General features: G+C 46.1%; 16 protein-coding genes. 10 read left to right on the top strand and 6 right to left on the bottom strand.

Features of this window, described 5'->3' with window-relative positions; genetic code table 11:
* Positions 1-124: 124 nt before the first annotated feature.
* Together KJB35_RS03040 and KJB35_RS03035 are read left to right on the top strand one after the other, a co-directional pair.
* Positions 125-1,024 (top strand): GyrI-like domain-containing protein, encoded by a 900-nt coding sequence (locus KJB35_RS03040; RefSeq protein ID WP_213907528.1) that lies wholly within the window; start codon positions 125-127, stop codon positions 1,022-1,024.
* A 298-nt stretch (positions 1,025-1,322) separates the two neighbouring features.
* On the top strand, positions 1,323-2,420 hold the full coding sequence (locus KJB35_RS03035) for a YdcF family protein (protein ID WP_104980250.1): 1,098 nt from the start codon (positions 1,323-1,325) through the stop codon (positions 2,418-2,420).
* A gap of 79 nt (positions 2,421-2,499) precedes the next feature.
* Here KJB35_RS03035 and KJB35_RS03030 read toward each other — a convergent pair whose 3' ends face one another.
* Positions 2,500-2,922 carry an organic hydroperoxide resistance protein gene (locus tag KJB35_RS03030; RefSeq protein ID WP_005374640.1) on the bottom strand — a complete coding sequence of 141 codons (423 nt, stop codon included), beginning with the start codon at positions 2,920-2,922 and terminating at the stop codon, positions 2,500-2,502.
* A 137-nt stretch (positions 2,923-3,059) separates the two neighbouring features.
* Between KJB35_RS03030 and KJB35_RS03025 the strand changes: the two genes are divergently transcribed.
* The 4 genes from KJB35_RS03025 to KJB35_RS03010 all read left to right on the top strand — a co-directional run bounded on the left by KJB35_RS03025 (position 3,060) and on the right by KJB35_RS03010 (position 7,461).
* Positions 3,060-3,518, top strand: a complete 459-nt coding sequence (locus KJB35_RS03025) for a MarR family winged helix-turn-helix transcriptional regulator (protein WP_005374637.1) — start codon at positions 3,060-3,062, stop codon at positions 3,516-3,518.
* A gap of 305 nt (positions 3,519-3,823) precedes the next feature.
* A complete protein-coding gene (ahpC, locus tag KJB35_RS03020; RefSeq protein ID WP_005374632.1) occupies positions 3,824-4,381 on the top strand; it encodes an alkyl hydroperoxide reductase subunit C in 558 nt (185 codons plus the stop codon).
* A gap of 171 nt (positions 4,382-4,552) precedes the next feature.
* Positions 4,553-6,121, top strand: coding sequence for an alkyl hydroperoxide reductase subunit F (gene ahpF / locus KJB35_RS03015; RefSeq protein ID WP_005374617.1), 1,569 nt, complete (start codon positions 4,553-4,555; stop codon positions 6,119-6,121).
* Positions 6,122-7,041: 920 nt separating this feature from the next.
* On the top strand, positions 7,042-7,461 hold the full coding sequence (locus KJB35_RS03010) for a VOC family protein (protein WP_005374615.1): 420 nt from the start codon (positions 7,042-7,044) through the stop codon (positions 7,459-7,461).
* Between the two features lie 79 nt (positions 7,462-7,540).
* Here KJB35_RS03010 and KJB35_RS03005 read toward each other — a convergent pair whose 3' ends face one another.
* Both KJB35_RS03005 and KJB35_RS03000 read right to left on the bottom strand, forming a co-directional pair.
* Positions 7,541-8,080 carry a CAP domain-containing protein gene (locus KJB35_RS03005; RefSeq protein ID WP_053303948.1) on the bottom strand — a complete coding sequence of 180 codons (540 nt, stop codon included), beginning with the start codon at positions 8,078-8,080 and terminating at the stop codon, positions 7,541-7,543.
* A 127-nt stretch (positions 8,081-8,207) separates the two neighbouring features.
* Positions 8,208-9,164 (bottom strand): LysR family transcriptional regulator, encoded by a 957-nt coding sequence (locus tag KJB35_RS03000; protein WP_017820076.1) that lies wholly within the window; start codon positions 9,162-9,164, stop codon positions 8,208-8,210.
* A gap of 126 nt (positions 9,165-9,290) precedes the next feature.
* Here KJB35_RS03000 and KJB35_RS02995 point away from each other — a divergent pair, with 126 nt between their 5' ends.
* The 3 genes from KJB35_RS02995 (at position 9,291) to KJB35_RS02985 (ending at position 11,490) form a co-directional block, all read left to right on the top strand.
* A complete protein-coding gene (locus tag KJB35_RS02995) occupies positions 9,291-9,977 on the top strand; it encodes a DJ-1/PfpI family protein (RefSeq protein WP_005374612.1) in 687 nt (228 codons plus the stop codon).
* 120 nt (positions 9,978-10,097) lie between these two features.
* Positions 10,098-10,628 (top strand): sigma-70 family RNA polymerase sigma factor, encoded by a 531-nt coding sequence (locus KJB35_RS02990; RefSeq protein WP_255209459.1) that lies wholly within the window; start codon positions 10,098-10,100, stop codon positions 10,626-10,628.
* A gap of 166 nt (positions 10,629-10,794) precedes the next feature.
* Positions 10,795-11,490 carry a VC0807 family protein gene (locus tag KJB35_RS02985; RefSeq protein WP_053303949.1) on the top strand — a complete coding sequence of 232 codons (696 nt, stop codon included), beginning with the start codon at positions 10,795-10,797 and terminating at the stop codon, positions 11,488-11,490.
* 73 nt (positions 11,491-11,563) lie between these two features.
* On the opposite strand, the gene KJB35_RS02980 is transcribed toward KJB35_RS02985, so the two are convergent.
* Positions 11,564-12,556, bottom strand: coding sequence for a zinc-dependent alcohol dehydrogenase family protein (locus KJB35_RS02980; RefSeq protein WP_053303950.1), 993 nt, complete (start codon positions 12,554-12,556; stop codon positions 11,564-11,566).
* A gap of 88 nt (positions 12,557-12,644) precedes the next feature.
* On the bottom strand, positions 12,645-13,460 hold the full coding sequence (locus KJB35_RS02975) for a helix-turn-helix transcriptional regulator (protein WP_053303951.1): 816 nt from the start codon (positions 13,458-13,460) through the stop codon (positions 12,645-12,647).
* Between the two features lie 111 nt (positions 13,461-13,571).
* Between KJB35_RS02975 and KJB35_RS02970 the strand changes: the two genes are divergently transcribed.
* Positions 13,572-14,276, top strand: a complete 705-nt coding sequence (locus tag KJB35_RS02970; protein ID WP_053303952.1) for an MOSC domain-containing protein — start codon at positions 13,572-13,574, stop codon at positions 14,274-14,276.
* Between the two features lie 54 nt (positions 14,277-14,330).
* Here the strand turns inward: KJB35_RS02970 and KJB35_RS02965 are convergent, their stop codons facing one another.
* On the bottom strand, positions 14,331-15,569 hold the full coding sequence (locus tag KJB35_RS02965) for a DEAD/DEAH box helicase (protein ID WP_053303953.1): 1,239 nt from the start codon (positions 15,567-15,569) through the stop codon (positions 14,331-14,333).
* Positions 15,570-15,681: the final 112 nt, after the last annotated feature.

Genomic DNA, 15,681 nt, shown 5'->3' with positions numbered 1-15,681 from the left:
TTGAGTGTGACTGATTGACGCGCATCTCGCCACGCATTTCTCACCCTGCTCCCTTGCAAGCTTGTTGGATTGCGGTAGGCTTTGAGCAGAGAATACAAGCTGAAAAGAACAAGGAAATCCCCCGATGCGCGTCGACTACCACCAACGACTGGTTCCTGTGATTCGTTATTTAGAACAACACTTTAATGAACCGCTCAACCTACCAGAAGTGGCCGCGCTGGCGAACCTTTCCCCTTATCACTTTCATCGCACCTTCAAAGCCGTGCAAGGCGAAACACTGGCCGACTTCATTCGACGTTTACGTCTAGAAGCCGCCGCCGATGACTTGTTCAAATCCAAGCAACCGGTATTGAACATTGCCCTAGAGTACGGATTTTCTAGCTCACAGAGCTTAGCCAAAGCCTTCAAACAACATTATGGCGTCACACCTACAGCCTTTCGTGACTGCGAAAACTATCAGCAATTTTCTGAATTAGCACGAAACAGCAAGATTGGACACACGTTGCGCAAGAATGGAAACGAAGTAACACCAAGCGATTCATATACTGGCTCTGAACTCACCAAATGGAGCACGACAATGGAAACGCAAAACTTTGAAAAAGCAAAACTGGCTTACATTCGTGTAAACGGCCCTTACGGCCAAGGCTATGAAGAGCCATCAGGTCGCCTGTATCAATGGGCAGGAATGAAAAGTTTGGCAGGCAATACCTGCATCTTCATCTACCATGACAACCCAGAAATCACGCCAGACGAGAAGTGCCGTACTGATATCTGCTTGATGGTGCCAGAAGATACCGAAGTTCCGAAAGGCATTGAACTGCAAGACTTCCCCGGCGGTCAATATGCCGTGATGCGCCAGCACATTACTGACCCGAGCCAATACTCAAAAGCGTGGGATGATGTCATGAGCAAAGTGATTGAATCCGGTATTGAGAACGACGATCGTCCTTGCTTTGAACTTTACCACAGCTTTGACCCACAAACGCACCATGCAGACGTTAGCTTCTGCACTTCCATCAAATAAACCAAAAGCCTGCATCGTTGCAGGCTTTTTCATTTCTTACTCTGGTTGCTTAAATCCGTTCTTCCAAACGCTGTTTATCTTTTAATCCAATTACTTAGAACACGAACGAATACCTCAGTATTTTCGTGATCCTACTTCGCGTTTTGACCACGCGCGTTCATTTGCTCGGCTGAGTTGGGATTCATTTCACAGATTATTCATGAAGCGAACCTAGACTGAAAAAATTCCATCGACCCCGTTCGACCTACAACGCTAGGCACAATAAAAACTAGGTACTACAGCACCTCTAGGACATTCCATGAAGAAGAACTTACTTGCCATTGCTCTTGGTAGCGTAATTGCGCTGACTGCTGCCCCATACTCTATCGCGGCTAACGATGCTGCTATCCAATCTTCCGCCGACTACTCACAGATCGTCACCAAACGTCAGGTTGTCGACCAACTGCTGAATGACGCGGTACAAGCATTCAAATCCCCTGCGCGTATCTCGCATGCGGGTTTTACCGCCAAAATGCCGAGCAACATGGAGATTGTTACCGACCGCTTACTAGAAGCCTACAAACTTGAGCCGTACCGCACTGACCTACTGATTTCTGCGGCAAACGCACAGATCTACAACAAGAATGCAGACCGCGCGATTGAACTATTTGAACAAGCTCTTTCTGTCGCACCAGACGATGTGGATTTGCACGCTTACTTAGCGGTATGGCAACGCTTTGAGGGCAACCAAGCAGAATCAGCGAAACACATGGCGACGCTCATGAAGCTCAATGCAGGTAAAGCGGCAGATATCCAACGCATCTTCGACACCGTAGACCGCGTACTTGCAACGCCACTAAAAGAGAAAGCCGATAAAGGCAAACTGGATGACAAAGGCGCTATAGTCACGTTGGGATACGCGCTGAACCCAGATGGTTCAATGCATCAAATCTTGGTTGAGCGTCTGGAAACCACGCTAGCAATGGCGAAAGCAAACCCAGACGCGTTGATCGTGTTGACGGGTGGTGTACCGAAGAACCACAAAACCGAAGGCAAATTAATGGCAGATTGGCTGATTGAAAAAGGCATCAGCAAAGATCGCATCATTGAAGAAAACTACGCCACCAGCACGGTAGGTAACGCCCTATTCAGCAGCTACGCATTGGCGCGTCATAACATCAAGCACGCGACCATCATCAGCTCAGCGAGCCATGTGCGCCGTGGTCAAACCTTGTTTGAAATCGCAAGCTGGCAAACTGGCCCGCAAGACATCACTTTTGACACAGTGAGCTATCCAGACAAGCCACTGAAAGACTTAGCCAAAGCCAGCGATGGCGAATTGCTTGGTATCTACCGCGATGCACTGCGTACCTACGGTATGTGGAGCTACCGCTCTTACCCGCTAGAGTCACGTTAAGTATCCTCGACTCATACCAATCAAAAAAAAGCCTGCGTACTTGCAGGCTTTCTTGTCTTTGTAACGTGGTAAGAACCGCTTAAATCGCTTCGCCGTTTACCGTTACTGCTACATCAATGTTGCCACGAACTGCGTTTGAGTATGGGCAAACTTGGTGTGCAATGCGCGTTAGCTCTAGCGCTTGTTCTTGTGGCATGTCTAGCTCTACCGCTAGGCTCACTGTTAATGCAAAGCCGCCGTTATCGTTCGGACCAATGCCCACTTCCGCTGTTACGGGTGCACTTTTCAGGTTTACTTTACCTTCACGTGCTACATGCAGAATCGCGTTAGAAAAACATGCCGAATAACCCGCTGCAAAAAGCTGTTCTGGGTTAGTTGCTGCGCCTGTGCCGCCCATTTCCTTCGGGTATGACAGCTCTAGATCGAGAAGACCGTCATCAGTTTTTACTTGACCATTACGACCAGCCAAAGCGGTAGCTTGAGTTTTGTATAGAGTAGTCATGCGAGTGTCCTTCTCAATTTAAGTTGCGCACAATTTAATTGCTTGCAATCTTATATCGAAGTAAAGATCGTTTGCAACTATATTGTGCACAATTTATTTTATGACTCTCTTTCCCTGTGAGCAGGTAGGCAACGCCAATGAGCCAGTGTTACACCGACAACACCATGACCGACGACGATAAACTCTTACTCGAAAACCAAGTCTGCTTCCCGCTCTACAGCGCAGCAAATGCAGTGATCCGAGCGTACCGCCCGTTGCTGGACGAGCTTGATCTGACTTATTCGCAGTACTTAGTGATGATGGTGTTGTGGGAGAAAGATGGTGCCAGTGTGAAAGAGTTGGGGTCACAACTGCATTTGGACTCAGGCACACTCACACCGCTGCTTAAACGCTTAGAAGCAAAAGGCTATGTAGAGCGTGGTCGCAGTGAAACCGATGAACGCGTTCGCGTACTCAACCTAACCAAGCAAGGTCGTGACCTTAAAGAACAAGCTAAGTCGGTGCCAAATGCCATGATGTGTAAAATCACATTAGAGCTGGATGAAATGATCATGCTGAAGAAGCTGTGCGGCAAAGTGCTCGACAATCTGAGCTAACAAGATAGAAGCATCCGCTTCACCACTTCCTATTAGAAAGAGCCTGCCGAGATGCAGGCTCCTTCGATCTTAGTTAGACGATCTACTCAAAGTAATCATCGGTATTCTCTATTGCTAATCTGCCTTCATCTTCAATAAAACCTATCAAAGCAAACTCATCTACATCGGATATGCCTATCAAGTGAAATAGGAAATGGCTATCAATAGGATAGTTACAAGCGATTTTCCTTAAACACACTCCGATGAGAATATACTTTCCGAAAGCAACAACAGCTCAGCTTAAAACATTCAAAGGAAAGTAAATTATGATTAATACTCAAATCAAACCATTTGCAGCTACAGCGTACAAAAACGGTGAATTCGTTGAAGTAACAGAACAAGACGTTCTAGGTAAATGGGCAGTATTCTTCTTCTACCCAGCAGACTTTACGTTTGTATGTCCAACAGAACTGGGCGACCTAGCAGACCACTACGAAGAGCTACAAAAACGTGGCGTAGAAGTTTACTCAGTATCAACTGACACACACTTCACTCATAAAGCATGGCACGACAGCTCAGACACAATCGGTAAGATTCAGTACTACATGCTTGGCGACCAAACAGGCAACATCACAAACAACTTCGGTGTGATGCGTGAAGGTCAAGGTCTTGCAGACCGTGCAACGTTCCTAATCGACCCAGAAGGTACTATCCAAGCAATGGAAATCACTGCTGAAGGTATCGGTCGTGACGCAGAAGACCTACTACGCAAAGTGAAAGCAGCTCAATACGTAGCAGCACACCCAGGCGAAGTTTGCCCAGCAAAATGGAAAGAAGGTGAAGAGACACTAGCTCCATCACTAGACCTAGTTGGCAAAATCTAAGCCACTGAAATTTAAGTTCTAATCAGTTCCGATTTCCTTTTTCTGATTAGAACTGAATTAGAGAGCACTTCAGGTTAGATACCTTGACGACCTTCTGCCTGATTTGCTCTCTCCCCCTCAGGTTTTATCTACAGTAACCACTTTTTAGTTTTAATTAAGGTAGTAACAACTATGTTAGACCAAGCGATCCAACAACAACTCAAACAATATCTGGCTAATGTAAAAGAAGAAGTTCGTTTAGTGGTTAGTCTAGATGAAAGCAAAGCATCGAATGACATTTTGTCTCTAGCGAACCAAATCGCAGAGATGAGCGACCTAATCACCGTTGAACGTGACGACAACGCAAGCGCACGTAAACCAGTGATGGCGGTAACTAACCCAGCTAAAGGCACAGCACTACGCTTTGCAGGCTTGCCAATGGGTCACGAATTTACCTCTCTAGTATTGGCACTGCTTCACTCTGGCGGTCACCCAATCAAACTAGAACCAGAAGTGATTGAGCAAATCGCAGCACTAGACAAAGATCTAGACGTAGAAATCTTCATTTCACTGTCGTGTCAAAACTGTCCGGACGTGGTTCAAGCGTTCAACATGATGGCGGCAATCAACCCGAAAGTAAAAGCAACCATGATCGACGGTGGCTTGTTCCAAGATGAAGTGAAACAACGCGACATCATGGCAGTACCAAGCGTATTCGTGAACGGTGAGCTATTCGGTCAAGGTCGTATGTCTCTGACTGAAATCCTAAACAAAGTGGATGACGGCGCGAGCGAGAAAGCGGCGAAAGCACTGAGCGAAAAAGACCCATATGACGTACTTGTTGTCGGCGGTGGTCCTGGTGGTAGCGCAGCTGCACTATACGCTGCTCGTAAAGGTATTCGTACTGGCGTTGTTGCTAAGCGTTTTGGTGGTCAGGTTATGGACACCATGGCAATTGAGAACTTCATTTCGGTAAAACGTACTGAAGGTCCAAAACTAGCAACTGACTTAGCAGAACACCTAAAAGAATACGACGTAGACGTCGTGACTGAGCAACAAGCTGAGAAGCTAATGGGCGCAGCACACACAGAAGATGGTTTGATTCACATCCAACTTGAAAGCGGCGCAACGCTGAAGAGTAAGAGTGTCATCCTAAGCCCTGGCGCACGCTGGCGTGAAATGAACGTTCCGGGTGAGCAAGAGTACCGCAACAAAGGTGTCGCGTACTGCCCACACTGTGACGGCCCACTGTTCAAAGGCAAGAAAACCGCAGTTATCGGTGGTGGTAACTCAGGCATCGAAGCAGCTATCGACCTTGCAGGTATCGTAGAACACGTAACGGTTCTTGAATTCGCAGACGTACTTCGTGCAGACCAAGTACTTATCGACAAAGCGAACTCACTACCAAACGTAGACATCATTACGATGGCGCAAACAACAGAAGTAGTAGGCGACGGTACTCGCGTAACAAGCTTGAAGTACAAAGACCGCAACACAGATGAAATCAAAGAGATTGAACTGTCAGGTATCTTTGTTCAAATCGGTCTAGTACCAAACACAGAATGGCTAAAAGATTCAGAAGTAGCCCTATCTGAGCGCGGTGAGATTGAAGTCGGCAGCCGTGGCGATACTAGCCTAGAAGGTGTGTTCGCAGCCGGTGACGCAACAACCGTTCCTTACAAACAGATCATCATTGCGATGGGTGAAGGTGCAAAAGCAAGCTTAGGCGCATTTGACTACCTAATCCGTAAGCAAGGTTAATCTCCAATTTCTTGAGCATAAAGCGCACGGTGCTGTGTTTTCTTCCCCGGAAAACCAATCGGGGCACCGTGACAGCGATGAGTAACAAGAAATACAATCAAAAAACCTAGAAGCCCAAAGACTTTGCCAGCAGATATTAACTGCTGGCTTTTTTGGTTTGGGGAGAGGTGTAAGCAAATCTCTCAGCGCTCCGAGTTCAAACTGGAGGGAATGGCTCTACAATCACGGATAATTCAGTTCACTCCACCAGCATCACAACGCGCTGCGAATAGATTCTGAATACTCGCTTAGGCTCTTGCAGAATGACGCTGTTCGTTTAGCGTTCTCTCCCCGTCATTCCCGCGAACCTAGGTGAGACTCGGAATCTACTCACCGTAAACTCGATCGAAAATGAGTAGCACGAACAAACAAAAGTTGAAACAAGGTTGCAAGCACCTTACCCAACATTCAACCAGCAACCCCACCTAACCTCCCCTTGTATCAAACTCCGAAGCTCTCAACACGCAGAGCTCAAAAGGGAGGAACTGGTTCTGTGCTCGCGGATAGTTCAATTCACAACGCAACATAACAACACACTGAAAGTAGATTCTGAATACTCGCTTAGGCTCTTTCAGAATGACGCTCTTCGTTTAGCACTCTCTTTCCGTCATTCCCGCGAACCTAGGTGAGGCTGGGAATCTACTCACCACAAACTCGATCGAAAATGATTAGCAAGAACACGAACAAACAAAAGGTGAAACAAGGTTGCAAGCCCCTAACCCAGCTCTCAGATTCAAAGCACCAAACCCACCGAATCTCTCAATGTATCCAGATCCAAAGATATCAACCCTAAAAAATTTTAAAAAAGCCCTTTACCTCAACTTTACTTGAGGTTTTAGCATATTCATCGTTGGCTAGAAAATGACAAAAAGGAGCACCTCATGATCCAACTAGAACATATTAACTTAGTCGTGAAAGATATCCCTGAAATGCTGAAGTTTTACCAAACTGCATTTCCACATTGGTACGTGCGTGATGAAGGTAAAGGCGAATGGAGTGGCAAACCAAGAAACTGGCTACATTTTGGCGACGAGTATCAATACATAGCCATGAGTGACCACGGCGAAGGAGAAAACCGCGAGTTGAGCGGGCACCAAGTTGGGCTAGCGCATTTTGCTTATGTGACCAACAACGTCGATGCAATCATCAAAAGACTAACCGATGCAGGTTATCCGATTGCCCAACCTGGGGCTGATGAGCCATACCGCAAGAATGTGTATTTTGTTGACCCTGCCGGTTTTGAGATTGAATTTGTTGAATACCTGGCGGATGACCCAAAACTTCGTAACCTGACAAGCTAAAAGAGATGTAAATAATAAAACGCCAGCAGATAGTGACTGCTGGCGTTTTATTTTTTATCTATCGGGCTTCTTTATCTCATTAGCGCTGTTTGGCAAAAACCTGAGTCCAGTAATACCCGTAGCTTGCAGAGTGATTTTCGACAAGCGACGCGCCCATCTGATCGAAATCCGCACTCATGATATTGAGGCAGTGACCTTCACTCGATAACCAAGCATTCACGACGGCGTTAATGGTGCTTTGCCCTACGGCGACATTCTCACCAATGGCGCTCCAAGCATAACCCGTTGCGTTAACTCGATCTGACATTTTGCTGCCATCAGAGCCTGTGTGGCTCATGAAATCGCTGTTCGCCATATCGCTTGAATGTCGATAAGCGGCGCTTTCCAAATCGTAGCTCCAAGTCAGGGCCCCTACAGGTGGCATGGTGGTTGCGCCACACTGTTGTGTAGTAGAGCGGGCGCTGTTGACCGCTGCAAGCATCTGCTCGGCAAATGTGCCTTGTGACGATGTGGAACCTGTGTTTTGTGAGCCGCTTTCTGCTGGGGCTGACGACTCCCCATCGCCGCCACATGCGCTGAGAAGTAGGGCCAAAGCAGGCACTAAGATCTTAGTTGGCATTGTCTTTCCTTTATGAGTGACGAAGAGCAAACTGCGCTTTTCGATAATAACGCCCAATAAACTAACAAAAACCAATAAAAGCACCATATAGCTTAGGGGTTTTTAACCAAAGACTCACATGAAGTTTTCAATCGCCTTGGTTCGGTCGATAAATCGGCAACGTTTCAGCCCAAGTATGGAATGGCGTTTCATCCATATCCTGTATTGCTTGAGTGATAAAATCGATGAACACCCTAACTCGGGCAGGCACATATTCCCGGTTGGCATAGAGAAGATACACGCCATTTCCTGCTTGGCGCATGCTCGGAAATATCGGCACTAAACGCCCCGCTTTAAGCCAGTCTCTCGCGATAAAATGAGGGATCTGAGTTAATCCTAAGCCTTCTGCGCAAAGCTCTGCCATGGATTCACCGTCATTTACAATGTAGTTTCTTTCGGGGTCATATTCACTCGCACCGTCTGGTTCTGGCATCCGAATCGGCAACAGTTTCCCCGTTTGTTTAAAACGAAAACGAACCCAAGAATGGTCATTGAATACATCCGGGCCACTCGGAACACCATGGCGCGCTAAGTAATCCTGACTGGCACAAATGATAAAATCGATAGGGCTCAACTGACGCACAATCAATTGACTATCGTGAACGACACCAGAGCGAATCGACACATCAATACCTTGCTCAATAATATCAACGTAGGCGTCATCGTAATGAATATCGATAGTGATGTTAGGGTAGCGGCGGCAAAACTCTTTTAATAAAGGACGAATATAGAGGCGACCGTACGAGACTGGCACATTAATCTTAAGCTGCCCTGAAAGCGCATCATTGTGACTTTTTAATGAATCCTCACATGCCGCCAGCTCTTCCAGTACAAACCTAGCAGTATTTGCGTACCGACGACCAGCTTCTGTCAGGCGGCTCTGTCGCGTAGAACGTTGAAAAAGCTGTATACCCAAATCGCTTTCGAGACGATGTATGGCTTTGCTCACGGTCGAAGGGTCAGTGCCATACACTTTGGCAGCCGCAGCAAAACTACCGCCATCTAAAGTGGCAATAAAAAATCGTAGGGACCGTATCTTATCCATATAACCAATGAACTCTATTCATGAATTTTATTCACTTTAGTAAAGACCAAGTGGCTCTTCAATCACTAATTAGCCTAAATATAATGGACCTCAATAACTTGATGCTCTGTTAGCGAGGAAAAAAACATGGGTAAAAACGGATTGAAGAATGCACTACAACTATTGATAGCGACACTAGTCCTATTCTTTGGGGTGCTTCAAACAGCACATGCCGCAGATAAACGAATTGGTATTCTGGTTTACGATGGCGTACTGACCTCTGATGTTACTGCGCCTTTAGAGGTTTTTGGCGTCGCAAGTCGTCTCACCTGGTTTAGTGATTATGACGTGCTCACCATTTCCGTCTCCGATCAGAAAACCATCACCACTGAAGAAGGATTAAAAATTGGTGTGGATGCTTGGATTGGTGATCTGCCGGAACTCGACGTACTGGTTTTAACATCCAGCTATGACATGGATGCACTAATCGAAAATAAAGATCTCATTCACTTTATTAAAACGACATCAAAGGCGGCAGATTGGATGGCAAGTAATTGCTCTGGCGCGTATTTGTTAGCCGAAGCTGGCCTTTTAAACGGTAAAAAAGCAACAACTTGGGCCGGAGGTGAAAACGGCTTTCAAAGAGATTACCCTGCTGTCAAAGTACAAGTCGACCAGAATTTTGTCATTGATGATGGCGTTATCACTTCGAACGGTAGCCTAGTTAGCTATCAAGCTGCTCTTAAGCTACTTCACCTTATGACTTCAGAGTCTAAAGCTCAGGAAGTCGCAGATGCCATCCAGTACTCACGCTTTTCCAACCAACCATTTTAAGCGTGTAAGAAAGAAATCAGAGTCACCCTTCGATATTTGGAAGGTTAACTCTTCGAATTTGTCTTCCTAATCGAACAACCCTTTTTATCACTGTAAAAGCGATAAAAAGGGTTGTCGTTCATCTGGCAGACACAACGTGCTCTCCAAACTTTTTATCTTAATGCTATGGAAAAACATAAACGTTACGAAGCACTGACGAAAGATCGATACCAAGAGATCTACCGTCTCGCGTATTGGTTATGCAAAGATCACCACCTTGCTCAAGATTTAGCGCAAGAAACCTTTCTGAAAGCGTGGCGATTCTTTGATAAATTAAATGACCCCAACGCCGCGAAGTCTTGGCTCATTACTATTTTGCGTCGTGAGAATGCTCGGCGCTTTGATAGAAAACAGTACGATTTTGTCGACATTGATGAGTGTGCAATACAGACAAAAACCTACCCTGGCAGTGACTACGACATGGCCCAAGATTGGCTTCAAAAACAAATGATGATTCTCGAACCCAAATACCGAGAGCCGTTGCTCTTGAGCTTAGTGGCTGGGTTGAATCATGATGAAATTGCCCAAGCCTTGAGGCTCAACCACAACACAGTGGCGACTCGATTATTCAGAGCGCGTAATCAGATCATCGCACAGAAGGAGAGTCATTAAGACACAAAAAGTAGTCAACCATGTAAACTAACTGGCTATGCTCCGGTCTATTTCATAAGTCGTTACACAACTCGACGCTTTAACGCTTTACATCAAGCGCGACTAGATGAACACTTCTTGTCAAAGTACAATAACAGCCGACATAGAGTAGAGTCAGTAAAACATTATGAGTAACACGACGGCGAAAAAGCCGAATCCCTTATTTGAAATCCTTTTCAACGTATTTATCCCTTCCTTCATTTTGATGAAGTTTAGTGGCGATGAGCATCTAGGGACAGCAATGGCGCTGGTTGTCGCTTTGCTATTTCCTATCATTTATGGCGGTATGGACCTTGTCCGTAACAAGAAATTTAACTTTATTTCTGCTCTGGGCTTTATCAGTGTTCTACTAACTGGTGGCATCGGCTTGTTAGAGCTTGATACACGCTGGTTAGCACTAAAAGAAGCCCTGATTCCTGGCCTGATCGGTTTAGCGGTTTTGGGTTCAACGTTTACCCGCTACCCGCTGATGCAGAAGTTAGTACTGAATGACACAGTGTTGAACCTCGCGTTGATTAACCAACGTTTAAAAGAAAATGATAAAACCGATGCGTTCGAACGTTGCCTTATGTCTTCTAACTACCTGTTTGCAAGTACTTTTGCGTTCTCATCTGCAATGAACTACTTCCTTGCGACTTGGATTGTGACTAGCCCTTCTGGTACTGCTGCCTTTAACGAAGAGTTAGGAAAAATGACGCTGTACAGTTACCCAATGATTGCCATCCCAAGTATGTTGATGATGTTCGGTATTTTTTATTACATTTGGCGTCAAGTACGTGCGATGACATCGCTCGAAACAGAGCAAATCTTCCATCTAAAATAGCCCCATCATTACAAATAAACCCATAAAAAAGGGAGGATTTTATCCTCCCTTTTCTCAACAGGCTCACTGTAATTCACAGCGTCAAAATGATTTTTCCTGACACTGCAGACGAGCGTCGCTCAACCATTTCAATCGCTGTTTGAAAGTCCTCTAACGGCAGATCATATGCAACGTTTAACTTTATTTCGCTGCTAATAAAGTGTTCTAACATTTCAGCAAACACCGTCTTTCTCCCGCCTTTACCTACCGATTCTTCCCAATACCGCAAAAAGAATGTACTAAAGTCGATGTTGTTGGCCTTCATCGATTCAAAAAACTCAGGCGTATAAGGCGTTAACGACAATGTTCCGTAGTTGATGTATTGGCCGTTTTCTTTCATGGTACGAATAAGATCCGTGCCAGCGTCACCACCTATCGCGTCCAGAGCGACCGTTGGTTGTGGCAGTTGGCGCGTTTGCAGCTGCGCTTGTAAGTCTTTCTTCGCGTCCAACACTGGAATGGTATCGTACGGATACTCGTCTCGCTTTGAGGTCACAGCAATCAGTGCAAAACCCAGTGAATGGGCGAGCTGGGCAAATATCTTACCGATCGCTGACCCTGCTGCATTGATGATCACCACATCGTCTTTGTTCAACTTAGCTACTTTAGTGGTGATCACCCACGCGGTTAACGCGTTGATGTACAACTGGCAGGCATAGCCGTTCTCCAAACGTTCAGGTAGCGGAAAAAGATTCTCGGGCGAAGCATCTATGTAGTATTGCCAAGTCCCACTCATCGCCACCAACACTTTTTGCCCAACTTGAAGGTCAGTTTGACCGACTGCACTGACTTCCACCACACGCCCAACCGCTTCAAATCCCGGCACGCGAGGTGGTACGTGAACGCGGCGGTATTGCCCAACACCATGAATGGAAAGCAAGTCACTTGGGTTAATGTTTGTAGCTTCGAGTCTCACCCGAACCTTGCCCTGAGCAAGCGGTTTGAGGGGCTCTTTTTCCAACGACAGCGACGTTTTTGGTTGACCAAAACAGAATTGATTCACTCGAGTATTTATCGTTGGTGCCATTGTTATTCATACCATGTAATTGAAATTCAAAAAGGAAGTTTCGTAACTTCTACTCAAAAGCATTAAGTGAAGTCGAAACTCTGTATTTCTACCTGCGCGATGCGCCGTTCACTCTAAACTGTTGTGGCGTCATATCAAAATAGGCTTTAAATGCTTTGATGTAGGATGAGTCGTTTTGATAACCCACTAGGTCTGCAATGGCTTGGATTGGCAACGATTCATCTAACAAAGAAAGCGAGTAAATTAGCCGAATTTGTTGCCGCCAAAGCAGAAATGAAGTATTGAATTCCTTGGCGAACAACCGTGATAAAGTGCGCTCAGACGCCCCAATTTTCTCTCCCCAGTCTTTTAGCGAACAGCTCAACGCGGGCTCGTCGGTCAACTGCTCGAAAATCAGTTTTAGTCGTCTGTCTTGTGGTAGCAATAACTGAAATGTCTGCACGTTGCGTTTCAAAATTTGATCATGCAACACCGCCAGCAAATGCAGCACTTCTTCGTGGCTTGTCTCACCTTCACACTGTCTGCGGATCTCTTGTAAAAGCTCATTTAAAAACGGCGTTAAAGCAATGGTTCTCACTTGTGGCTCGTACGTTGCGCCAAACTCAGGGTTGAGGTAAATGCCAACAAATATCGTATTGCTTAGAGCAATCGACTCGTGTTGAACACCCGCAGGAACAAATAACGCAGAGGTGTGCGGAACCAAATGCTGATAATGCTCAGTTTGTGTTTGCAATAACCCTTTGATAGGAAAGATGATTTGATGCCAAGTGTGTTGATGCAGCGCATCAGTGTAACCTTTTGGCATGTCGATGGTTTTCACTAAAACAGGAGAATGGGGATTCGCGGCCATCATCTCATTGGAGGTGACGACGCCTGACTTCGAATCAATTTGGCGAGCTAGCATTGTTAGTTGTCTTTTCATCCCTATACCGACACAAGTTTACTAGGCTATCATGCTCCGCATCGCGAATGAAGGTAAACACTTTATCTCTCATTCAAATAATAAGGAGGTTACATGAAGAAAATCGGCGTCGTAAAAGCTGTGCTAGCAGGGAAAACCGTCCCTTATGCTCATGGTGCGCAAAGCGCAATCAACAAACAAGTGCTGCCTGAGCGCCAGCATGCAACAGAGCTCGGTTTTATCAGTGATGAGCAAGGTGATCCGCGCTTTCATGGTGGCATTCAAAAAGCGCTTCATATTTACCCAAGCGAACACTACCCAATCTGGCAACAAGAATTAGGCGAAAGACCAATTTTCCAATCCGCCGGCGGCTTTGGCGAAAACATCAGCTCCGAAGGCGTCACCGAATCCACGATTTGCTTGAAAGATAAAATTCGCATCGGCTCAACACTACTGGAAGTGTCGCAAGGTCGTATGCCTTGTTGGAAACTTAACGTACGCTTTGACCAACACGACATGGCGAGAAGACTGCAAGATACGCTTCGAACAGGCTGGTATTTCCGAGTGCTGGAAGAAGGCGATATCGGTGCAGGTGACGATATTATTCTGTGTGAAAGACCTTATCCAGAATGGCCATTGGCTCGCATCATGGGTGCGGTTTTCACTGGCTGTTTAGATAGAAAAGAACTCACTAAGCTGTCTGAGCTGCCGTTAGTCGAGTCTTGGGGCAAGCTGGTCGAGCGCCGTCTAGAAACTGGTGAAGTCGAAGATTGGGAAATGCGCTTGATTGGCCCAACTGCCGTTAATACTCAAAAGTAAAATTTGTAAGCCATGCTCTGAACCGACTATGCCGTCAAGAGCGTGTTTTTTGTTTTACTTCGCACTCGGGGCTGGGCGTTTCGACTTACCTTGAAACTGCTTAATGCTCTTCTTAGCATGAGTTCGACGGTTGGCTTTTTTATCGCGTGGCGCGCGTTTGCTCTCGCCAGTTGATGGCTTATCCGTTACTGGAAAACCTGCCAGATCTTGCACTGGTAATGCACGTTGAGTCAGGTGACGAATCGCGCTTAGTGCGTCCATTTCACCATGACAAACCAATGACACCGCCACACCTTGTTCGCCTGCGCGAGCGGTGCGTCCTACTCGGTGAACATAGGTTTCTGCATGCATTGGCAGTTCAAAGTTGATCACTACAGGCAATTGCTCAATGTGAATGCCGCGCGCTAGTAGATCGGTGGCAATCAACACCTGAATTTGCCCAGATTTAAACTGCGCCAGTGCTTCTTCTCGCTCTGCTTGGCTCTTGTCACCATGCAGTGCATTGGTTGAGATGCCCGCTTTATTCAGCTTTTTCGCTAAGCCATCAGCATTCTCTTTCGCACCAATAAAGACTAACGCCTGAGTCCACGCGTTTTTTTGAATCAGTTCAATCAATGCCTTGGTTTTACTGCCTTTATTGACCATGTACAACGTTTCAACGATGTCTTGATTCGTGCTGTTTTCTTGATGCGCTGTGACTTGCTTTGGTGCCTGCATAAGCAGCTTCACTTTACTCTTCAACTCATCTGAAAACGTTGCCGAGAACATTGCGGTTTGGCGCTGATTGGAGGTTTGCATCGCGATGTTTTGAACATCAGGCCAAAAGCCCATATCCAACAGACGATCCGCTTCATCCAACACTAGGTAATGGATATTGCTTAAGTCTAAACCGTTGTTTGCCAGATCAACCAAACGACCTGTCGTCGCGACAAGGATATGAGGATTTGTCGCTAGCGCCTGCTGTTGTTGCTCTTTATCAACGCCGCCACACAAACACACTGCGTTGAGTTCAAGAACTTGACCAACTTGGTTAATTGCTTCACTCACTTGCATTGCCAGCTCACGAGTTGGCACAAGAATCAGCGCTTTTTGCTCTGGATTGACACCCAGCTTTTCCAACAAAGGCAAACCATAAGCAAGGGTTTTGCCGCTGCCTGTATTTGCCAAAGCCAATAGATCTTGACCAGCCAACAGCTCAGGAATGGCCAACGCTTGAATATCGGTCGGTTTCTTGAAGTCTTTTGGCAGTGCGTGAATCAGCTCAGAACTCAATGAGAGAGTAGAAAATGGCATTAACGAAAACCTTGTACTTTGGGTTGAAGAAGCAATAAAAATAATGAAGATGCGGTAAAACGCAGGCGCGGACTTTACCACAATCTGCTAGGTGAACCATCCTATTTTAGGC

The sequence above is a fragment of the Vibrio sp. D431a genome (genome assembly GCF_030248655.1).
In the GTDB taxonomy this organism is placed as follows: domain Bacteria; phylum Pseudomonadota; class Gammaproteobacteria; order Enterobacterales; family Vibrionaceae; genus Vibrio; species Vibrio alginolyticus.
This window is presented reverse-complemented; position numbering and strand designations above follow the sequence as displayed.

Bases quoted from the DNA above. Each gene is read 5' to 3' on its own strand.
- KJB35_RS03040 (WP_213907528.1), top strand. From the start codon at position 125: ATGCGCGTCGACTACCACCAACGACTGGTTCCTGTGATTCGTTATTTA.
- KJB35_RS03035 (WP_104980250.1), top strand. From the start codon at position 1,323: ATGAAGAAGAACTTACTTGCCATTGCTCTTGGTAGCGTAATTGCGCTG.
- KJB35_RS03030 (WP_005374640.1), bottom strand. From the start codon at position 2,922: ATGACTACTCTATACAAAACTCAAGCTACCGCTTTGGCTGGTCGTAAT.
- KJB35_RS03025 (WP_005374637.1), top strand. From the start codon at position 3,060: ATGAGCCAGTGTTACACCGACAACACCATGACCGACGACGATAAACTC.
- ahpC (WP_005374632.1), top strand. From the start codon at position 3,824: ATGATTAATACTCAAATCAAACCATTTGCAGCTACAGCGTACAAAAAC.
- ahpF (WP_005374617.1), top strand. From the start codon at position 4,553: ATGTTAGACCAAGCGATCCAACAACAACTCAAACAATATCTGGCTAAT.
- KJB35_RS03010 (WP_005374615.1), top strand. From the start codon at position 7,042: ATGATCCAACTAGAACATATTAACTTAGTCGTGAAAGATATCCCTGAA.
- KJB35_RS03005 (WP_053303948.1), bottom strand. From the start codon at position 8,080: ATGCCAACTAAGATCTTAGTGCCTGCTTTGGCCCTACTTCTCAGCGCA.
- KJB35_RS03000 (WP_017820076.1), bottom strand. From the start codon at position 9,164: ATGGATAAGATACGGTCCCTACGATTTTTTATTGCCACTTTAGATGGC.
- KJB35_RS02995 (WP_005374612.1), top strand. From the start codon at position 9,291: ATGGGTAAAAACGGATTGAAGAATGCACTACAACTATTGATAGCGACA.
- KJB35_RS02985 (WP_053303949.1), top strand. From the start codon at position 10,795: ATGAGTAACACGACGGCGAAAAAGCCGAATCCCTTATTTGAAATCCTT.
- KJB35_RS02980 (WP_053303950.1), bottom strand. From the start codon at position 12,556: ATGGCACCAACGATAAATACTCGAGTGAATCAATTCTGTTTTGGTCAA.
- KJB35_RS02975 (WP_053303951.1), bottom strand. From the start codon at position 13,460: ATGCTAGCTCGCCAAATTGATTCGAAGTCAGGCGTCGTCACCTCCAAT.
- KJB35_RS02970 (WP_053303952.1), top strand. From the start codon at position 13,572: ATGAAGAAAATCGGCGTCGTAAAAGCTGTGCTAGCAGGGAAAACCGTC.
- KJB35_RS02965 (WP_053303953.1), bottom strand. From the start codon at position 15,569: ATGCCATTTTCTACTCTCTCATTGAGTTCTGAGCTGATTCACGCACTG.